The organism is Priestia sp. YIM B13486 (assembly GCF_042787865.1).
Classification (GTDB): Bacteria; Bacillota; Bacilli; order Bacillales; family Bacillaceae_H; genus Priestia; species Priestia megaterium.
In genome coordinates, this window is the sequence record NZ_JBHZOZ010000003.1 from 44,924 (window position 1) to 66,030 (window position 21,107).

The following is a 21,107-nucleotide window of genomic DNA, read 5'->3' on the forward strand; positions in this document are numbered from 1 at the left end:
GTTGTTAACAAATTCAAACAGCGTTACATAAAACGGAAAGCGCTTCCTTACTGCTATAGGTATTGTTATAGCTATCAGAAAGGAGATTAAACGTGAAAACAACTCAAGAAAGCATAAAACAAGCAATTGCTAAAGGGAAAACGTCCCTTGGAATTGAACTTGGATCTACTCGTATTAAAGCGGTGCTGATTGATGAAAACTTTGAAACGATCGCATCTGGCAGTTATGAATGGGAAAATCTCTTAGAAGACGGTTTTTGGACGTACAACTTACTCGATATTATTACAGGTCTGCAAAGTGCTTACCGTGAAATGAAGCAAGAAGTGGAACGAAGCTACGGGATCACCATTCGAACAGTTGGCTCCATCGGCGTTTCAGCTATGATGCACGGATATATGGCGTTTGATAAAACGGGTGAGCTGCTTGTTCCGTTTCGAACGTGGCGTAATGCAACAACAAGCGCAGCAGCAAAAGAATTAACTGAACATTTCCAATTTAATATTCCTGAACGATGGAGCATTGCGCATCTCTATCAGGCAATTATCAATCAAGAAAAACATCTGCCGCGCATTGATTACATGACAACGCTAGCCGGCTATATTCACTGGCTGCTGACGGGCAGTAAGGCGCTTGGCATTGGAGACGCTTCGGGGATGTTTCCAATTGATGAACGCACGCAAAATTACAGTGAAGATATGATGAAGCAGTTTGATGAGCTTATTTCCTACAAAGGATATCCGTGGCAACTATCAGATATTCTGCCCGCAGTTCATACTTCAGGCGAGCAAGCAGGTACATTAACAGCGATAGGAGCTAGCATTTTAGATCAATCAAAAAATTTGCAGCCGGGCATTCCGTTTTGTCCTCCAGAAGGAGATGCGGGAACGGGAATGGTGGCGACAAACAGCGTAAGAAAACGCACGGGAAATGTTTCAGTAGGAACGTCCGTTTTTGCGATGATTGTACTAGATAAAAAGCTTTCAAACGTTTATCCGGAAATTGATTTGGTTACCACGCCAAACGGCAGTCCAGTTGGAATGGTTCATGCGAATAACTGCTCAAGCGACTTAAACGCCTGGCTCGGACTGTTTCGCGAATTTTCGGAGGCGATGGGGCAAAAAGTAGAGTCGGATAAATTATTCGAAGTGATGTTAAATAAAGCGTTAGAAGCTGACCCTGATGGAGGGGGCTTGCTTAGCTACGGCTATTTCTCAGGTGAAAATATTACCGGAGTAGAAAGTGGACGTCCGCTATTTGTCCGTTCAGCAAAAAGTAATTTTAATCTAGCAAACTTTATGCGTACACATCTTTTTACAGCTTTTGGCGCTTTAAAAATAGGGATGGATCTTTTAGTCAAAGAAGAAAACGTAAAGATTCACAGTATTTTAGCGCACGGAGGATTATTTAAAACGCCGGTAGTTGGTCAAAAAATGATGGCAGCGGCAATCAACACGCCTGTTTCCGTCATGGACACAGCAGGAGAAGGAGGCGCGTGGGGAATGGCTATTCTTTCTTCTTATATGCTCAATAAAAGTGAGAATGAAAGTTTAGAAGATTTCTTGGATGATAAAGTCTTTAAAGAAGTGACCGCACAAGAAATTTATCCTGACGAACTCGATGTAAAAGGGTTTGAAGCATTTATTAAAAGATATAAAAAAGGGCTAGTGATTGAAAAAGCAGCTGCAGAGCACCACAGCGAAGAACGGGAGGAGTTAGTGTGCTAGATAAATTAAAAGAAGAAGTATTTCAAGCAAACGTCGATTTGCCAAAACACGGACTGGTCAAGTATACGTGGGGAAATGTAAGTGCCATTGATCGAGACAGCGGTTTGTTTGTAATTAAACCAAGCGGCGTGACGTACGAGAAAATGACGGCGCAAGACATGGTAGTCGTTGATCTAGATGGTCACGTGGTAGAAGGTGAGCTTAATCCGTCATCTGATACGCTGACACATGCCGTACTCTATAAACATTACCCGCAAATCGGCGGTATTGCCCATACGCATTCAACCTGGGCGACCATTTGGGCTCAAGCAGGACTTGATGTGCAGGCAATGGGAACGACTCATGCCGATACCTTTTATGGTTCCGTACCGTGCGCGCGCTTTTTGACAGAAAAAGAAGTGAATGACGGATATGAAGTGGAAACCGGCAAGGTGATTATCGAAACATTTGAAGAGCGCGGCTTAGATGTGTTAGCGGTTCCTGGCATTTTACTTCAAGGGCACGGGCCGTTTACGTGGGGAAAAGATGCCAAAACGGCGGTAATGAACAGCGTCGTATTAGACGAAGTATCCAAAATGAACTTCTTTACACAAAAATTAAACGGGCTGGCTGAAGAGCTGCCGCAGCGTATATTAGACAAACATTATTTACGAAAACACGGACAAAATGCGTATTACGGGCAAGGACAGTAAAAGACTTACATACAGAAAAGGGGATTATCATGTTAAAAACAGCTCAAAAAGAATTTTGGTTTATTGTTGGTTCACAGCATCTTTACGGAAAAGAAGCGCTAGCAGAAGTAAAAGCACACGCGCAAACGATGACTGATGCTTTAAATGAAAGCGGTGTCTTGCCTTATCCGATTGTTCTGCAAGATTTAGCTGTGAATGCTGACACGATTACAAAGATGATGAAAGAAGTGAATTACCGAGATGAAGTTGCCGGCGTAATTACGTGGATGCATACGTTCTCGCCTGCAAAAATGTGGATTCGCGGTACCAAACTACTGCAAAAACCGCTGCTTCATTTAGCAACACAATTTAACGAAAGCATTCCTTGGGAAACGATTGATATGGACTTTATGAACTTGAATCAGTCCGCTCACGGTGATCGTGAATACGGCTTTATCAACGCTCGTTTGAACAAGCAAAATAAAATCGTAGTGGGCTACTGGGAGCGCCCCGAAGTACAGCAGCAAATTGCACAGTGGATGGACGTAGCCGCTGCTTATAACGAAAGCTTCAACATTAAAGTTGCGCGTTTCGGTGACAATATGCGCAACGTCGGCGTAACGGAAGGAGACAAAATTGAAGCGCAAATTCAATTTGGCTGGACGGTTGACTACTTCGGAATCGGTGACCTTGTTCAATATGTCAATGCCGTTACGGAAGAAGAAATCAATGATTTATTTGCTGAATATGCAGACGCGTATGAATTTGTCTACGGTGATTATTCTGCAGAAGACTGGGAGTCTAGTGTAAAAGTACAGGCAAGCTATGAAATTGCGATTAAACGTTTTCTAGATGAAGGCGGCTACAGCGCCTTTACCACTAACTTTGAAGATCTATACGGTATGAAACAGCTTCCAGGTCTAGCCGTACAGCGCTTGATGGCACAGGGCTACGGCTTTGCTGGTGAAGGAGACTGGAAAACAGCGGCGCTTGACCGCTTGCTCAAAGTAATGAGCCATAATCAGTCAACGGGCTTTATGGAAGACTACACGTATGAATTGGCTCCCGGACGCGAGTCTGTGCTTCAATCACACATGCTTGAAGTAGACCCAACGCTAGCGGTAAACAAACCAAAACTAATCGTTTCTCCGCTAGGTATCGGTAACCGCGAAGATCCGGCCCGCTTAGTGTTTGACGGTAAACAAGGAGAAGGCGTAGTGGTTTCCATGGCTGACTTCGGCACGCATTACAAGCTGTTAATTAACGAAGTATCGGCGTTTGAGCCGGAAGTTCCAGCTCCACATCTTCCGGTGGCGCGCGTGCTTTGGAACATTAAGCCAAACTTCCAAGACGGCGTTAAAGCGTGGATTGAAAACGGAGGAGGCCATCATACGGTACTTTCATTAAATTTAACGACCGATCAAATCGTGAGCTATGCAAAGCTTGTTGATCTAGAGTACGTCATTATTAAGTAAGCATCACTACTTTCGAGGGAGCGCTGCTTCCTTGGAAGTAAAAATATAGTGTTAGTAAAAGAACGCCGTTTTTAGAAATAAATGAAAGCGTTTTAAATTTGTGTGATAGGAAGCAAAACTAAGACAATACAAAGGGGATCTATAATCATGAGTAAAGTATCAAGTAAGTTTATCTTCTTCTTCGGCTCATTTGCCGGTATTTTATTCGGTTATGATATTGGGATTATTGCTGGTGCAGAAGGTCATATCCGTGAAGCGTTTCATTTGAGTCCGCTCTGGCTGGGAATTGTGGTTTCGTCGCTAATGGGAGGAGCAATTATCGGTTCCATTTTAAGCGGATTATTAGGCGATAAGTTTGGACGAAGAAAGTTAATTTTAATTTCGTCGATCATCTTTCTTTTAGGCTCCATCGGTTCAGCGATTGCACCAGAGGAAATTACGTTAACGATTGCGCGCGTCTTTTTAGGTACAGCAGTAGGAACGGCTTCTTCTTTAGTTCCTGCCTATATGTCAGAAATCGCACCTGCTCATATTCGCGGCAAGCTTTCAGGTTTAAATCAGCTAATGATTGTAATTGGATTATTATTAAGCTATATCGTAGCCTTTATTTTTGAGCCGGTTCCAAACAGCTGGCGATTAATGCTTGGCAGCGCCGGTATTTTTGCAATTGTATTATGCATCGGTATGATCAAGCTTCCAGAGTCGCCTCGCTACTTAATTAAAAATGGAATGCCAGATAAAGCGCGTGAAGTGCTGCGCACGCTTCGCCGGTCAACAGCTGAAGTGGAAGCTGAAGTGTCTGAAATTGAAAGCGTAGCTGTTCATGAACAATCAGGAATTAAACAGCTGTTTCATAAAAAGGTTCGTCTAGCTTTAATTATCGGCGTCGGAATGGCAACTTTTCAGCAGATTCAAGGCTCAAACTCAATTGTTTATTATGCAACAAGCATTGCTCGTCAAGTTGGTTTAGCCCCGCAGGTAGCTGCTGGTTTTACGGTCATTGTTGGGGTAATCTTCGTCGTGACAACACTTATTTTTCTGCAGTTTGTCGATAGATTCAACCGCCGTACCATTCTTACGATTGGCGGCGCGGGTATGGCTCTTTCATTTTTCACACCGGCTATTCTAGGAGCGTTAGGCGTTAATGAAGTCGTTGTTAACTGGGTTACGTTAATTGCTCTTTGCTGCTTTATCCTTTGCTATGCGTTTTCTTGGGCGCCGCTTACGTGGATCATTGTAGGAGAAATTTTCCCGCTTTCTGTACGCGGAATCGGTGCTGGGATTTCATCTGCTTTTAACTGGACAGGATCGCTGGCAGTAGGGCTTGTGTTCCCAATTTTAGCTGATCAGTTTAGTTTGGGCGTTATCTTTTCAACGTTCGGGATCATTTGTATTCTCGGTTTATTCTTCATACGTTTTGTAGTTGTTGAAACAAAAGGACGTAGCCTAGAGCAAATTGAAACGGACATGGCAGCTCGTTCTGGAAGAAATTCTGTAAGTCCAGTTGAGCGTAATAAATATGTTTAATTGTCGTAAATGTTTTAAATGTAAGATGCTGAGATAAAAGTATTTTAGCTGAAGTGAAAAACGAACCACTAATCAAACACTTTGATTAATGGTTCGTTTTTTTATGGTGAACGCAGGTTTTAGCTGTTTCGTTTCTTCTAGCAGTTGATTGGAGAGCAAGGCGAAGACTCCTGCGGGACAAGCGGAACAGATGAGACCCCGCAGGCGCACAAGCGACGAGGAGGCTCATCGGCCGCCCGCGGAAAGCGAAGCCTTGCACGGAAATCAACTGCGGGGGAACAAGCGGTTCAGCTCATGTCGGCCTTTGTTCGTCCCCAGCCTCTTTCTTATTAGTAGATACAGAGAATTCATCTTTTACCCTGTCATATTAGTGCCTAATAAAATGGAAAGATAGGTTAGCTTATCATAGTGTGGACTTTAATAGATATTCATAACTAGCAATTTCTAAAACGAAAGCTAAATGTGCGTTCTGCTTGCAAGAAGGTAGTGACCACCATCAACAAATTCTCATATAAATAAGTAAGCTTGTTTACTTTTAACTAAATTTATTTATTAATAGGGGGATTAACTAGTTGATAAATTTGACGCTTCATGAACGTTCTGAAAAGTTATTAAAGCAAAGAATTAAACAATTAAATCCGAGAGATCCATTTAACTTTGTTTTTATGGGAGACAGCAGAGGTGACGGACCAAACGATAATTGTTTCACGATGAGCGGTGAATTTGAGCTTGTGTTAAAAAAGGCGGTGGAATTGAACCCGCTGTTTATTATTCATGGGGGAGACACCGTCTATACAGGGAAAAAAGAGTATTTGGAGCACTTTGTTAAGGTTGTTGAAAAAATCGCCCCAAACATTCCTATGTTTGTATGCGTAGGGAATCATGATGAACTGTACCTTGATGAAAGCAATCTCGAAAACTTCAGAGCCACTATCGGAAAAGTACACTGGGTTATTGATATTCCTGTCTTTAACTTCCGGTGCATCGCATTAAATAATGTCATCAGTCCCAAAAATAAAATATATGGATTTACAGATAGAGAGCTTAATTATTTAGAGCAGCAGCTAGAGGATGCTCCTCGTAATACCGTTATAGCCATGCATGCGCAGCCAAATATCGGTCGGTGGACAAACCTTGAAGGGTTTCCTGTAACGACTCCTCAAAGTCAAGAGTTTTTTGATTTAATTCAAGAACACCGCGTGAAAAAAGTGTTAGTCAGCCACGTGCATGCGTATGACGAGCAGTTTATTAGAAAAAACAGAAACGGGTCGTTTACGCTTGGAAGAGGCACTGATTTTGTATTGTCAGGAGGCGCCGGCGCTCCCCTTGATTTTGAGCCGCCTTTAATTTTAAATAATTATAATTTTACGGAATTTTTTGTAAGCAGGTACAACATTTTAGGTCCTCTTCTTTGGAAGGATTTTGGACGACCTCGAAGAAATTGTTTGTAAAAACAAGAAAGTAGAAAGCTAGGTTCAAAAAAAGAGGCTGGGACAAAAGGATTTTAGACGAAGTGAAAAACGAACCATTGATCAAGATGTGTGATTAGTGGTTCGTTTTTTTGTGAGGGTAAACGTAGATTTCATGTGTATAGGTCTTTCTAGCAGGTGATTGGAGGACAAGACGAAGACTCCTGCGGGAAAAGCGGAACAGGTGAGACCCCACAGGAACGTATGTGACGAGGAGGCTCAGCGACCGCCCGCGGAAAGCGAAGTCTTGTACGGAAATCAACTGCGGTGTCACAAGCGATTCAGCTCATGTATTCCATTTGTCTTTAGAGTGGATTCATTTGGTTATGTCTCAACCTCTTTTGGAAAAATGTGCATAACTCTTAACGAAACCTTGTAGCAGAAGGCTCAGTCAAACGTTATAATAGATAATGAATGATGATATATTCTCTATATTTGTCATATATTTGTATTACATATGTAATTAAAGAAAAACATTCACTTGATATACTGTTTAATGACTTAACTTTATCTTAAAATTTACAGTGAACTGCCTGTTTATAGAGGCTTAGAACATACACAGCAAATGGAGGAGCAATCATGGCAAACGAAAAGATGCAAGAAGGACTTGATCGTTTTATCAAGGAAGATTTAAATGACCTTTTAGGTAGACTGTTCCCCTTAATGGACCGGGAGTGTGCCGAAGAAAAAAGAATGCTTATCGAAACCGCGGTAGAGTACATCTATTCTTCAGGGTATCATCAAGGAGCAAAAGACTTGATCGAAACACATCGAAAAGATGATTACAAATTGTTAAGGCAAAAATTAGCGTCAGCACCTCCTGAAAACTGATTTTTTAAAATTTTTTTTGACAACGTAAATGTAAGGTGTTAAGATAACTCTAAATTCAAAACATTATAAACAATTAAAACTCTTATTGAGAGAGGCGGAGGGACTGGCCCTGTGAAGCCCGGCAACCATTTAACAATTTTGTTAAAAAGGTGCTACATCCTGCAAAGCGTACAGCTTTGAAAAATAAGAGAGGATTTCATAGATACTATGCCTCTCTATTCATGATAGAGAGGCTTTTTATTTTATGTGAAGGTGTTTTGAATAAACAATTTCATAGAAATGCATCAGGTGCTGTGTAACGAATGTACGCAGCTTAAAAGGGAAGACCGGTGAAAAGCCGGCGCGGTCCCGCCACTGTAATGGGGAGCAACTTATTAACCACTGTTTCATGTTGAAATGGGAAGGGATAGGAAGCGATGAACCTAAGTCAGGAGACCTGCCTGTTGTATGCACTTAAGCTCTACGGGATATAGAGAGGAGTGAGGAATACGTGTTGAGAAAAACAGGCTATCTCAACTTTAGTTAAGTATGCGTATCATCTCTCTTTTTATTTCGAAAAGAGAGATTTTTTAGTTTACCGATAAAAAAATATACAGGGAGTGGAAAAAATGAGCAGTGTAAAAAGTTCGAACTTAGGTTATCCAAGAATTGGTGAAAAACGAGAATGGAAAAAAGCGCTTGAGCAGTTTTGGGCAGGAAAACTAGAGAAAGATATCTTTCTTCAAGAAATTGAAGCTCTTCGTCTAGCGCATCTAAAAAAACAGCGTGACGCAGGAATTGAATTGATTCCAGTCGGCGATTTTAGCTTATACGATCATGTGTTAGATACAGCTGTTATGTTTGGTTTGGTGCCAAAGCGCTTTGATTATGACGGGGGATCGGTATCGCTTGAAACGTATTTTGAGATTGCGCGAGGAACAAAAGGTGCGGTAGCCTCTACGATGACAAAATGGTTTAACACAAATTATCACTATATTGTACCAGAGCTTGAGGAATGTACGCCGGCACTTGTAGAAAATCGCCCGCTTCAATTTTACAAAGAAGCAAAACAGAAGCTGAATATTGAAGGTAAGCCCGTGATTTTAGGTCCAGTAACATTTGTGAAGCTGTCAAAAGGATATAAAAAAAGTGAGTTTAAAGAAGTAGTTGAACAATTTGTTCCGCTTTATGCAACTATCTTAGCGGAGCTGCAAGCAGAAGGAGTAGAGTGGGTACAAATAGATGAGCCGGTTTTAGCTACAACGCTATCAAAAGAAGACCTGGCGCTTTACACAGAAGTCTATCAAACTTTGAAGGAAGCGGCACCGAATGTAAAAGTCATTTTGCAAACGTATTTTGACAGCGTTGATCACTACAAAGAAGTTGTGTCTCTTCCTGTTGAAGGAATCGGTTTAGACTTTGTGCATGACCGAGGCGAAAATCTCACTGCGCTTAATAAATATGGTTTTCCGACTGATAAAGTGCTGGCAGCAGGAGTGATTGACGGACGAAACATTTGGCGTGAAAATTTGGACGAACAGCTTTTAACAATCAGTGAAATTGAAGAAGCTGTATCAAAAGATCGTCTAATCCTGCAGCCTTCATCAAGTCTGCTACATGTTCCTGTCACGGTGAAAAATGAAGAGACGATTGATCCAGTATTGAAAAATGCGCTCTCTTTTGCAGATGAAAAGCTAAAGGAAATTACGCTGTTAACAAAAGCGGTGCAGCAAGGAAAAGAAGCAATAGAAGAAGAAATAAGCGTAAGCAAACAGGCAATTCAAGCATTAAATGGTTCATCTTTTCGAAATCATCAAGACGTGCAAAAAGAGCTGAAGCAGCTGCACAGCTATAAAGCAGAGCGACAAGCGCCGTTTGACGTACGTCAGCGCGTTCAGCAAGAAGCTTTTCAACTGCCGCTTCTTCCAACGACAACGATTGGAAGCTTTCCGCAAACAAAAGAAGTGCGAAAAGAGCGTCTAAAATGGCGTAAAGGCGAGTTAAGCGATGAAGCATATGAAGCGTACATTAACGAGGAAATAAAAAAATGGATTGAAATTCAAGAAAACATCGGCTTAGATGTCCTTGTGCACGGAGAGTTTGAGCGTACGGATATGGTCGAATACTTCGGTGAGAAATTAGGAGGCTTTCAGTTTACGAAGTTTGGCTGGGTGCAATCTTACGGTTCTCGCTGCGTGAAGCCGCCGCTTATTTACGGAGATGTATCGTATGAGCAGGCGATGACGATCAAAGAAACGGTCTACGCACAGTCTCTAACCAATAAGCCGGTTAAAGGAATGCTGACGGGTCCGATTACGATTTTAAACTGGTCGTTTGTGCGTGATGATATCCCGCGCTACGACGTCGCAAATCAAATTGCGCTTGCTCTTAGAAAAGAAGTAGAAGCACTTGAAAGTCAGGGCATTTCAATGATTCAAGTAGATGAACCGGCGCTGCGTGAAGGACTGCCGTTAAAACGAGAAAACTGGGACAGCTACTTAAATGCTGCGGTGTATGCATTTAAACTAGCGACGGTATCGGTGCAAAACGAGACGCAAATTCACACGCATATGTGCTATTCGGAATTCGAAGAAATTATTGATGCGATTAAAGCGCTTGATGCCGACGTGATTTCCATTGAAACATCTAAAAGCCACGGCGAATTAATTTATGCGTTTGAAAAACATACGTACAATCAAGGAATTGGACTTGGCGTATATGATATCCACAGCCCGCGCGTACCGAAGCTTGAAGAGCTTCAGCGAAACATTGACCGCGCTCTAAAGGTGCTTGATCCTGCATTATTTTGGATTAATCCCGACTGCGGCCTTAAAACAAGAGGAATCAGCGAGACGGTTGAAGCTTTAAAAGTGATGGTTACTTCAGCAAAACAAACAAGACAAAATTTATTACAAAATATTTAATAACAAGAAAGTAAAGACCAAGCAGTGTAAACGCTACACTGCTTGGTCTTATGGGATTTTAAAAGGCCAAAAATATCCATTGACACTTCCCGTACATTTTTGTATCTTTTTAAAGGTGTTTTTAAAATCAGGGAGGTACAACATGAGTAACAACAGCACGCAGCACGTTAAAATTGTAACAGCGGATCCATCAGCGCTAGGTCTATTCGGACTTGCCATGGTGACACTTGTTGCATCGTTTCAAAAGCTTGGGGTAACCGATGGTGTTTCATTGGTATTGCCATGGGCGGTTTTTTTAGGCGGAATAGGACAGTTAATCGCATCTATGCAAGATTTCAAACATAATAATACCTTCGGCGCAACTGCTTTTGGTGCCTTCGGATTATTTTGGCTAGGTGTAGCTATGACATGGCTTATTCAGCTTGGAGCATTTGGAGAAGCGCTCGCAAAAGAAGCGGATCCAAAGCAGCTCGCATTTGCTTTTGTCGGCTACTTGATTTTCAGCGTTTTTATGACAGTTGGAGCAATGGGCACTCATAAAGTATTATTTATTATTTTTGTGTTAATTGATTTCTTATTCATTGGATTATCGCTAAGTACATTCGGTGTGGCGTATGAGTACACGCACTTACTAGCAGCAGTGTCAGAGCTATTGATTGCTCTGTTTTCATTCTATGGATCTGCAGCGGCTGTATTAAATACTCACTATGGTCGAATTGTGCTTCCGGTGGGCAAGCCGTTTGGAGCATTTATCAAATAATCAAGATGTTAATTAAAAAGCGAAGTAGGGTTGAATTCTGTATGATGCAGAGGTCAATCCTTTTTTGTTTGGGCATTTTTATATATAGTAGAAAGAGATAGTTATATGTAATAGAAGCTTTTAGAGAAAAAAGAAAGTACATAATGAAAGGAAACGTTCCAATGATTATAAGACAAGTGGAGGAAAAAGATTTAAACCAATTAATTACGTTAGAAAACAAAGGCTTTACACCTGAAGAAGCTGCCTCAAAAGATGCATTTATCACGCGGATTAACACTATTCCTGATACGTTTATCATCGCTCAAGAAAATGAAGAAATAATCGGATATGTGAACGGTCCCGTCATTTCAGCTCCGTTTATTACGGATGATTTGTTTGAAAAAACGATTTCGAACCCTGAGGCAGGCGGTCATCAAAGCATTTTAGGTATCGTTGTAAATCCAGAGCATCATCATAAAGGAATTGCGAGTATGCTGCTAAGAGAGTTTGAAAAGCAAGCGCAGGACAAACAGCGCTTAACGGTTACATTAACATGTAAAGAGAAATTGATTCCGTTTTACGAAAAAAACGGATATGTGAATCAAGGCGTTGCCGAGTCTCAGCATGCAGGCGTGCAGTGGTTTAATATGAGTAAGGAGCTTTAATGTTAACAAGGAAATAATGAAATAGAAAAGCACCAGCTTCCTTTAAGGAGTTTGTGCTTTTTTCATTGTGATGGTGAACATGTGTTTAATCTATTTCGTTGCTTCTAGCGGTTGATTGGAGGGCGAGGCGAAGACTCCTGCGGGAAAAGCGGTACAGGTGAGACCCCGCAGGAGCGAAAGCGACGAGGAGGCTCAGCGCCCGCCCGCGGAAAGCGAGACCTTGCACGGAAATCAACAGCGGTGTAACAAGCGATTTATACTCAATCATTTCTCTCATTTTTTCGTCTTTAGATTGGATCAATCTCGTTATGTTTCAATCTCTTTTTTAGGTAGGTAAGAGACATTGATTTGTCAAACATATTTGACAGTAACAAGAAAAATAATATAAGATATGGATGTAAAAAGTTTTTTACATTTTAGAGATGAGTGATGAATGGTGGAAAATCGAATTAAAGAACTGCGTAAAAGCAAGCGAATGTCTCAGGATGAACTGGCAAAAGTATGCGGCGTATCGAGACAAACAATTAATGCAATTGAAAACAATAAGTATGATCCAAGCTTAACGCTAGCTTTTCAGCTGGCTGAGGAGCTGGGAGCAACAGTAGATGAGCTGTTTTTATTTCATAAATCAGGATGAGTTAGTTAAAAAGAGAAGGTAATGTGAAGTAGTGATCTTACTAGTAGAAGTTTTGACATTTCTGTACTATAAGCTAAAATCACATATGTAAACAGTAGATCAATATTACTTCTATCACTTTATAAAAAAGAGATTTACAGAGCAACGGTGGTGAAAGGAATGAAAAATCGAGCTGCCGGAGTAGCTCTTACAAGTACGGGCATGTTACTGTTGATGGTAACGTTAGTACTTCCTGTTCCGGGAGTAACGTATAGTTTACTTGTAGGAAGCAGCATTGTACTAAAGGGCTGCGGAACAGGAGGAATAAAAAGGTGTATCACGTGAATGCAGCGCGATGTAGAAAAGGAGGTTCCTTTTGAAAAAAAGAACAATTATTATAGCTGCACTTTTATTTATCGTCGTATTTTATTTTACATATACCGGGAAAGCCTATCAGTTAAAAGACGTCATAAAAGTAGATGAAGCAAACGTTACGCGTATTGAAATAGATACGGACGAAGGAAAACGTGTAGTAGATGATAAAAAAGAGATAAAGCAAATCGTACATTCTTTGGCAAAAATAGAAGTAAAAAAAAGCAAGGAGCTCGACCCAAAGTTTGATCAGTCTTACTGGGTAAAAATCGTCGAAAACGGAAAAGATGCGTACGGTTTAACGATTTATGATGATGACTACATAAAAGCGTTTAGCTTTGAAGATAAAAAACAGGCGACATATACGATTGTTAAAGACCAAAAAGTAGATGTTAAAAAGCTGTTTTCAACTAAATAAACGTGTAAACCTACTAAAAAAGACAGCCTGCGCTGTCTTTTTTTATAAAAATAATAGATTGAAAATTTAGATTATTTTAAGCGGAATTAATCCTTGCCTATATAATTAATAAATGATTGAATTAGGTCAATATCCGGGTTAACTAATAGTGCTGGAAGAAGGCCAAATGTTAATAATACAAGAACGTTTGATCCAATAAAGATGCGAAGTGCTTTTTTGATTTTCATGATATTTCCTCCCTTTTTTATATTTTCGTATAAAAAGAGAAAAAAATCAATAGAAATGTGACGAAATTGTGAACTTTTTGTCTAATAGTCCCTGATAGATGATAAAAATTCCCTCTCTATACTAGATAAAGAGGGGATATAGCACGTCATAAAATATGTAGAAACATTAAAAATACATGTGCAAATTCTCAACAAATCGGTAAAGAAAATAGCATGAAAAACCGATTAAGATACATCCAGCCGCAATAGAAACCCATTTAATATAAAACTGATTCAGTACTTTTCTAGTTCCAGAGACAATCGTCATTAAGCCTAGGTCATGAATTAAAATCCCTGTTAATATTCCGGCAGCAATCAGCAGGAAATGAAAAGAATGAGAGGATTGAAGCGAATTGGTCAGCACCGTTCCAAACACGCTGAGCCAAAAAATGAGATTGCTAGGAGAAATCGCAACAAAGATCCCGTTCACATAAGAAGAGGCAAACGACTTTTTTACGTGTTCTCCAGGAGCTGTTATATCATGGTCGGCATGTTTAATGCTGTCATAGCCAATATAAAGTAAAAAAAGCGCTCCTATAAGCCACATGATAAGCTGTATAAAAGGAGCCGATAAAACAGAAGCCAGTCCAGAGTAAAGAAGCACAATTAATAATAAATCAACCGTCATCCCTCCGAGTCCGACAACCCATCCGTGAAGAAACCCGTTTTTTAAACCTTGTTTTGTCATTTCAATTGTCACCGTACCAACGGGAAGGGCAATCGAAAGACCGAGCAGCACATTTGTTAAAAATAACGTCACCAAAAACAAAACCTCTTTCAATCTTGTATCTACTATCGTTTTCCGTTTAAGTGGTCTTTCATTATATAAAAATATGTAATGAAATTTGATGTTATGTATAAAAAACAGTAAGCACAAAGGCTGCTTCGGTATATTGACACTTTTTTCCTACCGAGCTATAAAAAGAGGAGCAGTAACTGCTCCTCTTCACCATTTTAAACGCTTTCCTGCACGGTGGCCGACGGTCTTTTAAACGCAGCAACAAACCACACAATATTCGTAATCAGCAAGCCTAAACAAGAAATCATTATTCCTATAATTGAAGCTAAGTTTCCTGAGAAATCTTCTAATCCGAATAAAAACAGAGCCGGCATCAGTAATAGAGTACTAGCAGCGATTAAAAGGCCGATGCTGCAAAAAGCGGCCATGATAAATTTTAAGAAATTGATTCCCAACATATAAAAAGCTAACGGCAACAAATATAAAAACAGAATCATGCCAAGAGATAACCACAGCCCTGTTGAGCCGAACGTATTAACGTTGGGACCTGAATCTGCTAGAGGAGAAAGCGAACCAAGAACTAAAATGAAGCAGAAAAATAGGGCAGAAAGCAAAGTGGTGACTATCACACTATTTTTTGCTGTAGAATTACGCATTGTTTTTTAGCCTCCTTTCTAATAAATAAGTGTATGGATTAATTTTACAATACAAAAGTTTGGGAATCACCAGTTTTTTTACAAAAACCTTTGGTAGGTTGGATAATAATGAAGAGAAGCCGGGTTAAGATAATACACGTGTACATATTTTTTGTGTGGACCTGGATAGTGGGTTTCGTGCCAGTATTGCGCCAGTATTGTTTGAATAGGATGCGAATGAGGGGCTTCTCCGTAATGTCCGTAGTAGAGGCCGCTTCCTGAATAAGGAGAATACATAAAATCACCTGCCTGTTTAAATGAATGTGTTACACGGTATGATTTTATACGGATTAACGTTCTTCTACAGTGTAAAAAGGGCACAAATAGGTCATTGGCTATATGAATGCTCCATTACAGTAAAAAAGACCTCTAAAAGCAAGAGGTCATAACCTAGGCATCTGTATGTTCTTCACTTGGATGTCTTTGAAAATCCAAAAAACGAGTTCCTTGAAACGTCAGCATTCCTTCATCGCCTTCTGCTAGCATGCCGTATTCGCGGCCTGAAACCGTAAATTCAGAGCGGTCGGTGCTTTCAAATTGGAAGGTTACGTAGTAAGTTGTAGACGTGTGAGAGTGATGATGTTCGTGAGCATGATCGCCATGGCGGTGGACGTTTGTCCGTTTGCCCGTAATTTTTGCTTTTACGGATAGACGGGGAGACTGCTCATTTTTACTCCAAGTGCCGATCCCTTTAAAAATAGAAAATAGAAAAATACCAATAACAATAACAAAAAATAGCATCACAAACGTAGGCATTCCGTTAAATAACGCGTCGTCTGGAAAAAAAGCGCCTCCGCTTACGTCATCGGGCACATCACCTTCAAAAACAATGTCATCTCCGGACGGATCATCTTCAAATATCATTTCATCTTCAAACATTCGTATTCCCCCTTACTATAAATACGATTACTGAATGGAAAAAGTTTCATCTTTATAGTAGGCTTATGATAGGATAGCTAGTTACTATTCATACATATGAGTGAACAAGAAAAAGGAGAGATACACATGGGGAAATACAAAGTTGTTATGTCTGGAAAAACGTGGCCAAATGCTTACGAGAAGCTAGCGGAGCACTGCGATATTCAAATGTGGGAAGGAGAAGGAAAGATTCCACAAGAAACGCTGCGCGACTGGCTTCGTGACGCCGACGGCTTTTTTAATATCGGCCACATCACAGTGGACGAAGAGCTGTTAGAAGCAGCGCCGAATCTGCGCGTTATTTCTCAATCAGGCGTCGGGTATGACAGTGTAGATGTCGAAGCATGCACCAAAAAAGGGGTGCCGTTTAGTAATACGCCAGGCGTTCTAGTAGAAGCAACGGCAGACTTAACGTTTGGTCTCTTGCTGTCAGCAGCTCGCCGCATTCATGAAGGCTATGAAAAAGTGAAACAAGGAAACTGGGAAACGGTATTTGGCGTTGATTTATTTGGAAAAACGCTTGGTATTGTTGGAATGGGCGATATCGGAAGCGCCGTTGCCAGACGAGCAAAGGCATCGGGTATGAACATCGTTTACCACAACCGAAGCCGCAAGCATGAAGCCGAAAAAGAGCTTGATGCCGTATACCTTTCATTTGAAGAGCTGCTTCAAACAGTTGACTGTATCGTATGCTTAGTGCCGCTTTCAAATGAAAGCAAAGGCATGTTCGGAGAAGCTGAATTTAAAGCCATGAAAAGCAGCGCGTATTTTGTGAACGCAGCGCGCGGAGGATTAGTGGACACGGAAGCACTTTATAACGCGCTGAAAAATGAAGAAATTGCGTATGCCGCACTGGACGTAACAGACCCAGAGCCGCTTCCGGCAGATCATAAGCTCCTGCAGCTTTCAAACGTACTGGTGACGCCGCATATTGGAAGTGCTACGTACGAAACGCGCAATCGCATGGCAGATTTAGCCGTCCAGAACCTGCTTTTAGGTCTTGAAAAAAAGCCTTTAGTGACGTGTGTGAATGAAGACGTGAATTACAAGTAAGGAGAGATTTTTTGTTAAAAGCATTACAACTTATTTTTTCAATTATTACTGTTGGACTGGCTCTTTATATCATGCTTACTCACAGTTACCAGTTCCTTTCGTTTTTAAATATACTTTTAGGTTTAACGATGCTAGTTTTAGGAGCAATCGAGTGGCAAAAAAGAAAGAAAACCAGCGCATGGCTGTTGTTTTTAGTTGCGCTGTTTAGCTGGTTTGTCGGTATTTATCGCATGACCATTTAAAAACGCTTGGCAAATGCCAAGCGTTTTTTTAATGTGCTTCCAGCTGTGCTTCTAACACTTTTTCAATAACGGAAGCTACTCCGTTTTCATCGTTTGTTAATGTAACGTCATCAGCTAACGCTTTAATTTCCGCGTGCGCATTTGCCATAGCGATTCCTTTTCCAGCCGTTTGCAGCATGGATACGTCGTTAAAGCTGTCTCCAATAGCAATGGTATCATGAAGAGAGCCGCCGAGCTCTTTTACAACGTATGTTAATGCGTTTCCTTTTGACGCGTCTTTGTGTTCAAGTTCGAAGTTATGATCAGCCGAAGATACAAGCGTCATGTCGTGCTGCTTGCTAAAGTGATCCCAGCCTTTTTGTCGTTTTTCATCATCAAATGAAAAAGCTAGTACGTTATAAAGCTCAGCGTTTGTATTTAAAATATCTTCATACGATGCAACAAAGGCAAATCCCGTTTGGCTGTATTGCTTAGCCGCTGCGTGATGAAGTCTTTCTTCATCCACGTTTTTATTGGCGCTTTTTACTCGGTCAATTTCAATAGCCAGCAGCTCACGGCCTGAGTTTGGCGTATAAATCGCATGTTCAGCAAACACTTCATAGTAAAATTCGTTTGCATCCAGCCACTGAAGCGCTTCTTTGACGTGATGTGCATCAATCGGAACAGAATGTCTGAGCTGTCCGTTTGGGTCATGAATAGTCGCTCCGTTTGCGGCAATCACCCAAAGGTTTGAAAGCTCAGCTTTTTTTAAAATTTCCTGCACGTCGAAATAAGCGCGCCCCGTAGCAACCACGACTTCAATTCCTTGTTTTTGCGCTTTTTTAATTGCTTCTGCATTAATTGTGCTAATTTCACTGCTGCTATTTAAAAGCGTTCCATCTAAATCTGTAAAAATCATCTTCATAAACTATCTCTCCCTTTGACTATTATTACTTGTTTTTGCATGTTTTATCTTGTTTATCCTACAATAAACGAAAAAACACTGATAATCAAGCGTTTTTACATTGTTTTTACAAAAGAAACAAGTATAATAAAGTAAAAAGCAGAAAGAAAACAGGTGAACAAGCAATGTTAAAACAAGAAAGACGCAAACAAATTATGAATTTGCTTGAAAAAGAAGGGCGAATTGTGGCTACCACGCTTAGCCAAACGCTGAATGTTTCAGAAGATACAATCCGCAGAGATCTGCGGGAAATGGACGCGCTCGGTCTGCTGCAGCGCGTACACGGAGGAGCGCTTCCGCGTTCCACGTCTGCGGTTGAGTACAAAGAGCGAAAACGTGAATTGATGGATGTCAAGCATTCACTTGCCGTTGCGGCGCTTCCGTTAATTAAAGACGGGCAGGTGCTCTTGATGGACGGAAGTACAACAAATATTCAGCTCGTCAAAGCTTTTCCAAAGAATTTAAACGTCACGGTTATTACAAACAGTCCGTTAATTACCGTTGCACTAGCGGAGCATGACTTTGTAGAAGTTGTTTCTCTTGGAGGAACGTTTCGAAAAGAATCGATGGTCACGGTAGGACAAAGCGTGGTTGATACATTAAAACAAATTCGAGCGGATCTCTGTTTTTTAGGCGTATACGCAATCGATCCTAAAATCGGCATGAGCATTCCTTTGCTTGAAGAAATGCACATTAAAAGCCAAATGATTAAAAGTGCGAGTGAAGTAGCGGCTATTGTAACAGCTAAAAAACTCAATACATCGTCAACGTACACGTTCAGTTCAGCCAACTCACTAGATTGGCTCATTACAGAAGAACATGTGAACGAAACCGTGTTAAATGCTTACCGCGAAATCGGCATTGAAGTAATCACAAATAAATAGTCGTTTTAGTAAGGAAGTATATGGTAATGTAGAGTAAAAAGGAGCTTGAGCGATGAGCGAACAAATAGATGTTACGCAGGAACTAGCGAAGCTTCAGCAAAGAGTCGAACACCTAGAGGAAAGAGTGGAAAAAGCAGAGTCTAAGCAAGGTCCTTTATGGTTTCTATGGGAAGCCATACGATCGATTTTAATTGGACTATTCATTGTAGGGCCTGCAGCAGCAATCATTTTTGGCGTTTTATCGGCACTAGCGGGAAAATGAAAAAGGTTGAGACATAACTAAATCAATATAATCTCAAGGCGAACAAATTGGATAGATGAGCTATTGTGTTCGCTTGTTACAGCGCTGTTGATTTCCGTGCAAGACTTCGCTTTCCGCGGGCGGCTGGTGAGCCTCCTCGTCGCTTTCACTCCTGCGGGGTCTCACTTAGCCCGCTTTTCCCGCAGGAGTCTTCGTCTTGCCCTCCAATCAACAGCTAGAAGCTGCTATATATATGAACGTTCACTATACTAATAAAAATCCGAACAAATTTGATTCTCAATCAAGAATCAAAATCGTTCGGATTTTCCTTTGACTAAAATACTTTTATCCCAGCCTCGTTTTATTATTATTTTTCTGAATCAGAGTGAAACTTCGTGCTGACAAAAATGATAATGGCTAACAAAATCACAATTGGCAGCCAAATAATTTCAAATTTATAAGCAGGCTCTGCAAGCGCGGCGATAACAGCGCCAAAGCAGTAAAGCACAAGAGACAGCGCGCGAAGAATAGCATCGGTGTTAAACGTTTTGCGGTAGCGAGAACTGCGAAAACGTGCCGTTACGTCTTCAAAAAAGTTAGCAAGCGTCCCTGTCAATACAGTTGTGGAAATGCCGGCTACGCCAAGCTTTCGAGCCGCCGTTGTTTGAAGACCCATCGCTGAGCTTAATAAGAAAATAAATAAGTAAGTTAAGTGTAAAGAAGGAGAAAACGAAGATAAAAGTGCAAAAACAAGTAAAATTAATCCTTCTATTCCAAGCGCGATCGTTACGGCTTTAGGCCAAAACGTTTTTTCTTTGTTTCCAACAAGGATTGCAGCGCCTACAACTCCTATAATAAAGCCTCCTAAAGCTGTCAGAGAGTGAAAAACAGTTGTTTCAAGCGAGTTTCCGATTGCTAACCCGAGCAGCACGATGTTTCCGGTCATGTTTGCAGTAAAGATATGGCCAAGGCTTAAGTAGCCAATCACATCGACGATACCCGCTGTGACACAAAGAACCAGCAAAATAATGTTTCGATAAGTAGAATTCGTCACGGTAAGTCATCCTTTCTTTTATACCAACTAAACAGTTTACCGTGAAGAAAAAAATCTGTCCAGAGAGTTGTCTTACAAATTTTTAAGCGTGTCCCATCCAAAAGCCACTTCAGATAGGGAGGTCCCCTCAATAACAACCTCAGCACGATCGATTCTTTTTCCGCCAAGCGCTTCGTAAAACTGACAGGCGCCGTTTTGTTCAAAAGCCCATGTGAGCATCGTATGTATATGTTGGTTTGCCAACTCTTGCGCTATTTTATGCATAAGCGCTTTTCCGATTCCTTTTCGCTGATGCTCTGCGAGTAAATACATGGCATACAGTTCTCCTTTATAGAAAGGATGCTTGCTGGTTCTTTCTTTGCCATAAGAAGCAAAGCCTACGATTTGACCGTTTTCTTCTGCAACAAAAATAGAATTTGATTCCAGCTGCTTTTTCCAGACGGGCTTTCGCTTTTCAGCGCTCAAAGAATCTAAAAAAGAATCCGGAACAAGTCCTTTATAAGTTGATTTCCAGCTTTCTACGTGTACATTTGCAATGCCTGCTTCATCGCCAATTCTGCCTGGACGTATCATATGCTCACCTCATTTTTTCTATATTTTAACATAATTTTAAAACGGGCATCCCCGTTTTTTCATTTTCTTTGTATATATATAGTAGCTAT

26 protein-coding genes and 2 riboswitches are annotated in these 21,107 nt (G+C 40.9%); of the genes, 18 read left to right on the top strand and 8 right to left on the bottom strand.

Annotated features, from left to right (window positions below; all coding sequences use genetic code 11):
• The first annotated feature begins 92 nt into the window (after window positions 1-92).
• The 14 genes from ACFX4G_RS08250 (at window position 93) to ACFX4G_RS08315 (ending at window position 13,410) form a co-directional block, all read left to right on the top strand.
• Window positions 93-1,724: a xylulokinase gene (locus ACFX4G_RS08250; protein WP_377573938.1), complete on the top strand. Its 1,632-nt coding sequence runs from the start codon at window positions 93-95 to the stop codon at window positions 1,722-1,724.
• On the top strand, window positions 1,718-2,416 hold the full coding sequence (locus ACFX4G_RS08255; RefSeq protein ID WP_097822963.1) for an L-ribulose-5-phosphate 4-epimerase: 699 nt from the start codon (window positions 1,718-1,720) through the stop codon (window positions 2,414-2,416). The genes ACFX4G_RS08250 and ACFX4G_RS08255 overlap by 7 nt, the downstream gene beginning before the upstream one ends.
• Window positions 2,417-2,445: 29 nt before the next feature.
• Complete coding sequence (araA, locus tag ACFX4G_RS08260; protein WP_230183242.1) at window positions 2,446-3,870, top strand: L-arabinose isomerase; 1,425 nt, start codon at window positions 2,446-2,448, stop codon at window positions 3,868-3,870.
• A gap of 147 nt (window positions 3,871-4,017) precedes the next feature.
• Entirely contained in the window at window positions 4,018-5,397 is a 1,380-nt protein-coding gene (locus ACFX4G_RS08265; protein WP_377573941.1) for a sugar porter family MFS transporter, read from the top strand.
• A 144-nt stretch (window positions 5,398-5,541) separates the two neighbouring features.
• A complete protein-coding gene (locus tag ACFX4G_RS08270) occupies window positions 5,542-5,730 on the top strand; it encodes a hypothetical protein (protein ID WP_377573944.1) in 189 nt (62 codons plus the stop codon).
• A gap of 239 nt (window positions 5,731-5,969) precedes the next feature.
• On the top strand, window positions 5,970-6,848 hold the full coding sequence (locus ACFX4G_RS08275) for a metallophosphoesterase family protein (RefSeq protein WP_377573946.1): 879 nt from the start codon (window positions 5,970-5,972) through the stop codon (window positions 6,846-6,848).
• Between the two features lie 597 nt (window positions 6,849-7,445).
• Window positions 7,446-7,697: a hypothetical protein gene (locus tag ACFX4G_RS08280; protein WP_377573949.1), complete on the top strand. Its 252-nt coding sequence runs from the start codon at window positions 7,446-7,448 to the stop codon at window positions 7,695-7,697.
• A gap of 79 nt (window positions 7,698-7,776) precedes the next feature.
• Window positions 7,777-7,887: riboswitch (SAM riboswitch) on the top strand.
• A gap of 79 nt (window positions 7,888-7,966) precedes the next feature.
• Window positions 7,967-8,155: riboswitch (cobalamin riboswitch) on the top strand.
• A 150-nt stretch (window positions 8,156-8,305) separates the two neighbouring features.
• Window positions 8,306-10,600, top strand: a complete 2,295-nt coding sequence (metE, locus tag ACFX4G_RS08285) for a 5-methyltetrahydropteroyltriglutamate--homocysteine S-methyltransferase (RefSeq protein WP_377573952.1) — start codon at window positions 8,306-8,308, stop codon at window positions 10,598-10,600.
• Window positions 10,601-10,742: 142 nt separating this feature from the next.
• A complete protein-coding gene (locus ACFX4G_RS08290) occupies window positions 10,743-11,360 on the top strand; it encodes an acetate uptake transporter (RefSeq protein ID WP_043981097.1) in 618 nt (205 codons plus the stop codon).
• A gap of 143 nt (window positions 11,361-11,503) precedes the next feature.
• A complete protein-coding gene (locus ACFX4G_RS08295) occupies window positions 11,504-12,004 on the top strand; it encodes a GNAT family N-acetyltransferase (protein ID WP_377573955.1) in 501 nt (166 codons plus the stop codon).
• A 111-nt stretch (window positions 12,005-12,115) separates the two neighbouring features.
• Window positions 12,116-12,250 carry a hypothetical protein gene (locus ACFX4G_RS08300; RefSeq protein ID WP_255255681.1) on the top strand — a complete coding sequence of 45 codons (135 nt, stop codon included), beginning with the start codon at window positions 12,116-12,118 and terminating at the stop codon, window positions 12,248-12,250.
• A gap of 187 nt (window positions 12,251-12,437) precedes the next feature.
• The gene (locus tag ACFX4G_RS08305) at window positions 12,438-12,641 is read left to right on the top strand and encodes a helix-turn-helix transcriptional regulator (protein WP_097822958.1); all 204 of its coding nucleotides are present in this window, start codon (window positions 12,438-12,440) and stop codon (window positions 12,639-12,641) included.
• Window positions 12,642-12,800: 159 nt separating this feature from the next.
• A complete protein-coding gene (locus ACFX4G_RS08310; protein ID WP_165574848.1) occupies window positions 12,801-12,965 on the top strand; it encodes a hypothetical protein in 165 nt (54 codons plus the stop codon).
• Between the two features lie 31 nt (window positions 12,966-12,996).
• Window positions 12,997-13,410 carry a DUF5301 domain-containing protein gene (locus tag ACFX4G_RS08315; RefSeq protein ID WP_097822957.1) on the top strand — a complete coding sequence of 138 codons (414 nt, stop codon included), beginning with the start codon at window positions 12,997-12,999 and terminating at the stop codon, window positions 13,408-13,410.
• Window positions 13,411-13,496: 86 nt separating this feature from the next.
• Here the strand turns inward: ACFX4G_RS08315 and ACFX4G_RS08320 are convergent, their stop codons facing one another.
• The 5 genes from ACFX4G_RS08320 to ACFX4G_RS08340 all read right to left on the bottom strand — a co-directional run bounded on the left by ACFX4G_RS08320 (window position 13,497) and on the right by ACFX4G_RS08340 (window position 15,989).
• Complete coding sequence (locus ACFX4G_RS08320; protein WP_013058226.1) at window positions 13,497-13,637, bottom strand: hypothetical protein; 141 nt, start codon at window positions 13,635-13,637, stop codon at window positions 13,497-13,499.
• Between the two features lie 166 nt (window positions 13,638-13,803).
• On the bottom strand, window positions 13,804-14,436 hold the full coding sequence (locus ACFX4G_RS08325; protein ID WP_176521205.1) for a LysE family translocator: 633 nt from the start codon (window positions 14,434-14,436) through the stop codon (window positions 13,804-13,806).
• Window positions 14,437-14,630: 194 nt separating this feature from the next.
• Window positions 14,631-15,071 carry a DUF5391 family protein gene (locus ACFX4G_RS08330; protein ID WP_377573960.1) on the bottom strand — a complete coding sequence of 147 codons (441 nt, stop codon included), beginning with the start codon at window positions 15,069-15,071 and terminating at the stop codon, window positions 14,631-14,633.
• 78 nt (window positions 15,072-15,149) lie between these two features.
• Window positions 15,150-15,347 carry a hypothetical protein gene (locus ACFX4G_RS08335; RefSeq protein ID WP_043981104.1) on the bottom strand — a complete coding sequence of 66 codons (198 nt, stop codon included), beginning with the start codon at window positions 15,345-15,347 and terminating at the stop codon, window positions 15,150-15,152.
• 153 nt (window positions 15,348-15,500) lie between these two features.
• Complete coding sequence (locus ACFX4G_RS08340; RefSeq protein WP_377573963.1) at window positions 15,501-15,989, bottom strand: DUF2500 domain-containing protein; 489 nt, start codon at window positions 15,987-15,989, stop codon at window positions 15,501-15,503.
• A 126-nt stretch (window positions 15,990-16,115) separates the two neighbouring features.
• Between ACFX4G_RS08340 and ACFX4G_RS08345 the strand changes: the two genes are divergently transcribed.
• A complete protein-coding gene (locus ACFX4G_RS08345) occupies window positions 16,116-17,081 on the top strand; it encodes a 2-hydroxyacid dehydrogenase (RefSeq protein WP_377573966.1) in 966 nt (321 codons plus the stop codon).
• An 11-nt stretch (window positions 17,082-17,092) separates the two neighbouring features.
• Entirely contained in the window at window positions 17,093-17,323 is a 231-nt protein-coding gene (locus ACFX4G_RS08350; protein ID WP_043981110.1) for a YczI family protein, read from the top strand.
• Between the two features lie 28 nt (window positions 17,324-17,351).
• On the opposite strand, the gene ACFX4G_RS08355 is transcribed toward ACFX4G_RS08350, so the two are convergent.
• The gene (locus tag ACFX4G_RS08355) at window positions 17,352-18,227 is read right to left on the bottom strand and encodes a Cof-type HAD-IIB family hydrolase (RefSeq protein WP_377573969.1); all 876 of its coding nucleotides are present in this window, start codon (window positions 18,225-18,227) and stop codon (window positions 17,352-17,354) included.
• Between the two features lie 164 nt (window positions 18,228-18,391).
• On the opposite strand from ACFX4G_RS08355, the gene ACFX4G_RS08360 reads away from it, so the two are divergent.
• Both ACFX4G_RS08360 and ACFX4G_RS08365 read left to right on the top strand, forming a co-directional pair.
• On the top strand, window positions 18,392-19,150 hold the full coding sequence (locus ACFX4G_RS08360; protein ID WP_097822948.1) for a DeoR/GlpR family DNA-binding transcription regulator: 759 nt from the start codon (window positions 18,392-18,394) through the stop codon (window positions 19,148-19,150).
• Between the two features lie 52 nt (window positions 19,151-19,202).
• Complete coding sequence (locus tag ACFX4G_RS08365; protein ID WP_377573974.1) at window positions 19,203-19,412, top strand: hypothetical protein; 210 nt, start codon at window positions 19,203-19,205, stop codon at window positions 19,410-19,412.
• Between the two features lie 346 nt (window positions 19,413-19,758).
• On the opposite strand, the gene ACFX4G_RS08370 is transcribed toward ACFX4G_RS08365, so the two are convergent.
• Together ACFX4G_RS08370 and ACFX4G_RS08375 are read right to left on the bottom strand one after the other, a co-directional pair.
• Window positions 19,759-20,445 carry a YoaK family protein gene (locus tag ACFX4G_RS08370; RefSeq protein ID WP_043981119.1) on the bottom strand — a complete coding sequence of 229 codons (687 nt, stop codon included), beginning with the start codon at window positions 20,443-20,445 and terminating at the stop codon, window positions 19,759-19,761.
• A gap of 72 nt (window positions 20,446-20,517) precedes the next feature.
• Entirely contained in the window at window positions 20,518-21,018 is a 501-nt protein-coding gene (locus tag ACFX4G_RS08375) for a GNAT family N-acetyltransferase (RefSeq protein WP_043981121.1), read from the bottom strand.
• Window positions 21,019-21,107: the final 89 nt, after the last annotated feature.

Coding starts and splice junctions, on each gene's coding strand:
- araA (WP_230183242.1), top strand. CDS start 2,446: ATGTTAAAAACAGCTCAAAAAGAATTTTGGTTTATTGTTGGTTCACAG.
- ACFX4G_RS08265 (WP_377573941.1), top strand. CDS start 4,018: ATGAGTAAAGTATCAAGTAAGTTTATCTTCTTCTTCGGCTCATTTGCC.
- ACFX4G_RS08280 (WP_377573949.1), top strand. CDS start 7,446: ATGGCAAACGAAAAGATGCAAGAAGGACTTGATCGTTTTATCAAGGAA.
- metE (WP_377573952.1), top strand. CDS start 8,306: ATGAGCAGTGTAAAAAGTTCGAACTTAGGTTATCCAAGAATTGGTGAA.
- ACFX4G_RS08290 (WP_043981097.1), top strand. CDS start 10,743: ATGAGTAACAACAGCACGCAGCACGTTAAAATTGTAACAGCGGATCCA.
- ACFX4G_RS08295 (WP_377573955.1), top strand. CDS start 11,504: ATGAAAGGAAACGTTCCAATGATTATAAGACAAGTGGAGGAAAAAGAT.
- ACFX4G_RS08305 (WP_097822958.1), top strand. CDS start 12,438: ATGGTGGAAAATCGAATTAAAGAACTGCGTAAAAGCAAGCGAATGTCT.
- ACFX4G_RS08310 (WP_165574848.1), top strand. CDS start 12,801: ATGAAAAATCGAGCTGCCGGAGTAGCTCTTACAAGTACGGGCATGTTA.
- ACFX4G_RS08320 (WP_013058226.1), bottom strand. CDS start 13,637: ATGAAAATCAAAAAAGCACTTCGCATCTTTATTGGATCAAACGTTCTT.
- ACFX4G_RS08330 (WP_377573960.1), bottom strand. CDS start 15,071: ATGCGTAATTCTACAGCAAAAAATAGTGTGATAGTCACCACTTTGCTT.
- ACFX4G_RS08335 (WP_043981104.1), bottom strand. CDS start 15,347: ATGTATTCTCCTTATTCAGGAAGCGGCCTCTACTACGGACATTACGGA.
- ACFX4G_RS08340 (WP_377573963.1), bottom strand. CDS start 15,989: ATGTTTGAAGATGAAATGATATTTGAAGATGATCCGTCCGGAGATGAC.
- ACFX4G_RS08345 (WP_377573966.1), top strand. CDS start 16,116: ATGGGGAAATACAAAGTTGTTATGTCTGGAAAAACGTGGCCAAATGCT.
- ACFX4G_RS08355 (WP_377573969.1), bottom strand. CDS start 18,227: ATGAAGATGATTTTTACAGATTTAGATGGAACGCTTTTAAATAGCAGC.
- ACFX4G_RS08360 (WP_097822948.1), top strand. CDS start 18,392: ATGTTAAAACAAGAAAGACGCAAACAAATTATGAATTTGCTTGAAAAA.
- ACFX4G_RS08365 (WP_377573974.1), top strand. CDS start 19,203: ATGAGCGAACAAATAGATGTTACGCAGGAACTAGCGAAGCTTCAGCAA.
- ACFX4G_RS08375 (WP_043981121.1), bottom strand. CDS start 21,018: ATGATACGTCCAGGCAGAATTGGCGATGAAGCAGGCATTGCAAATGTA.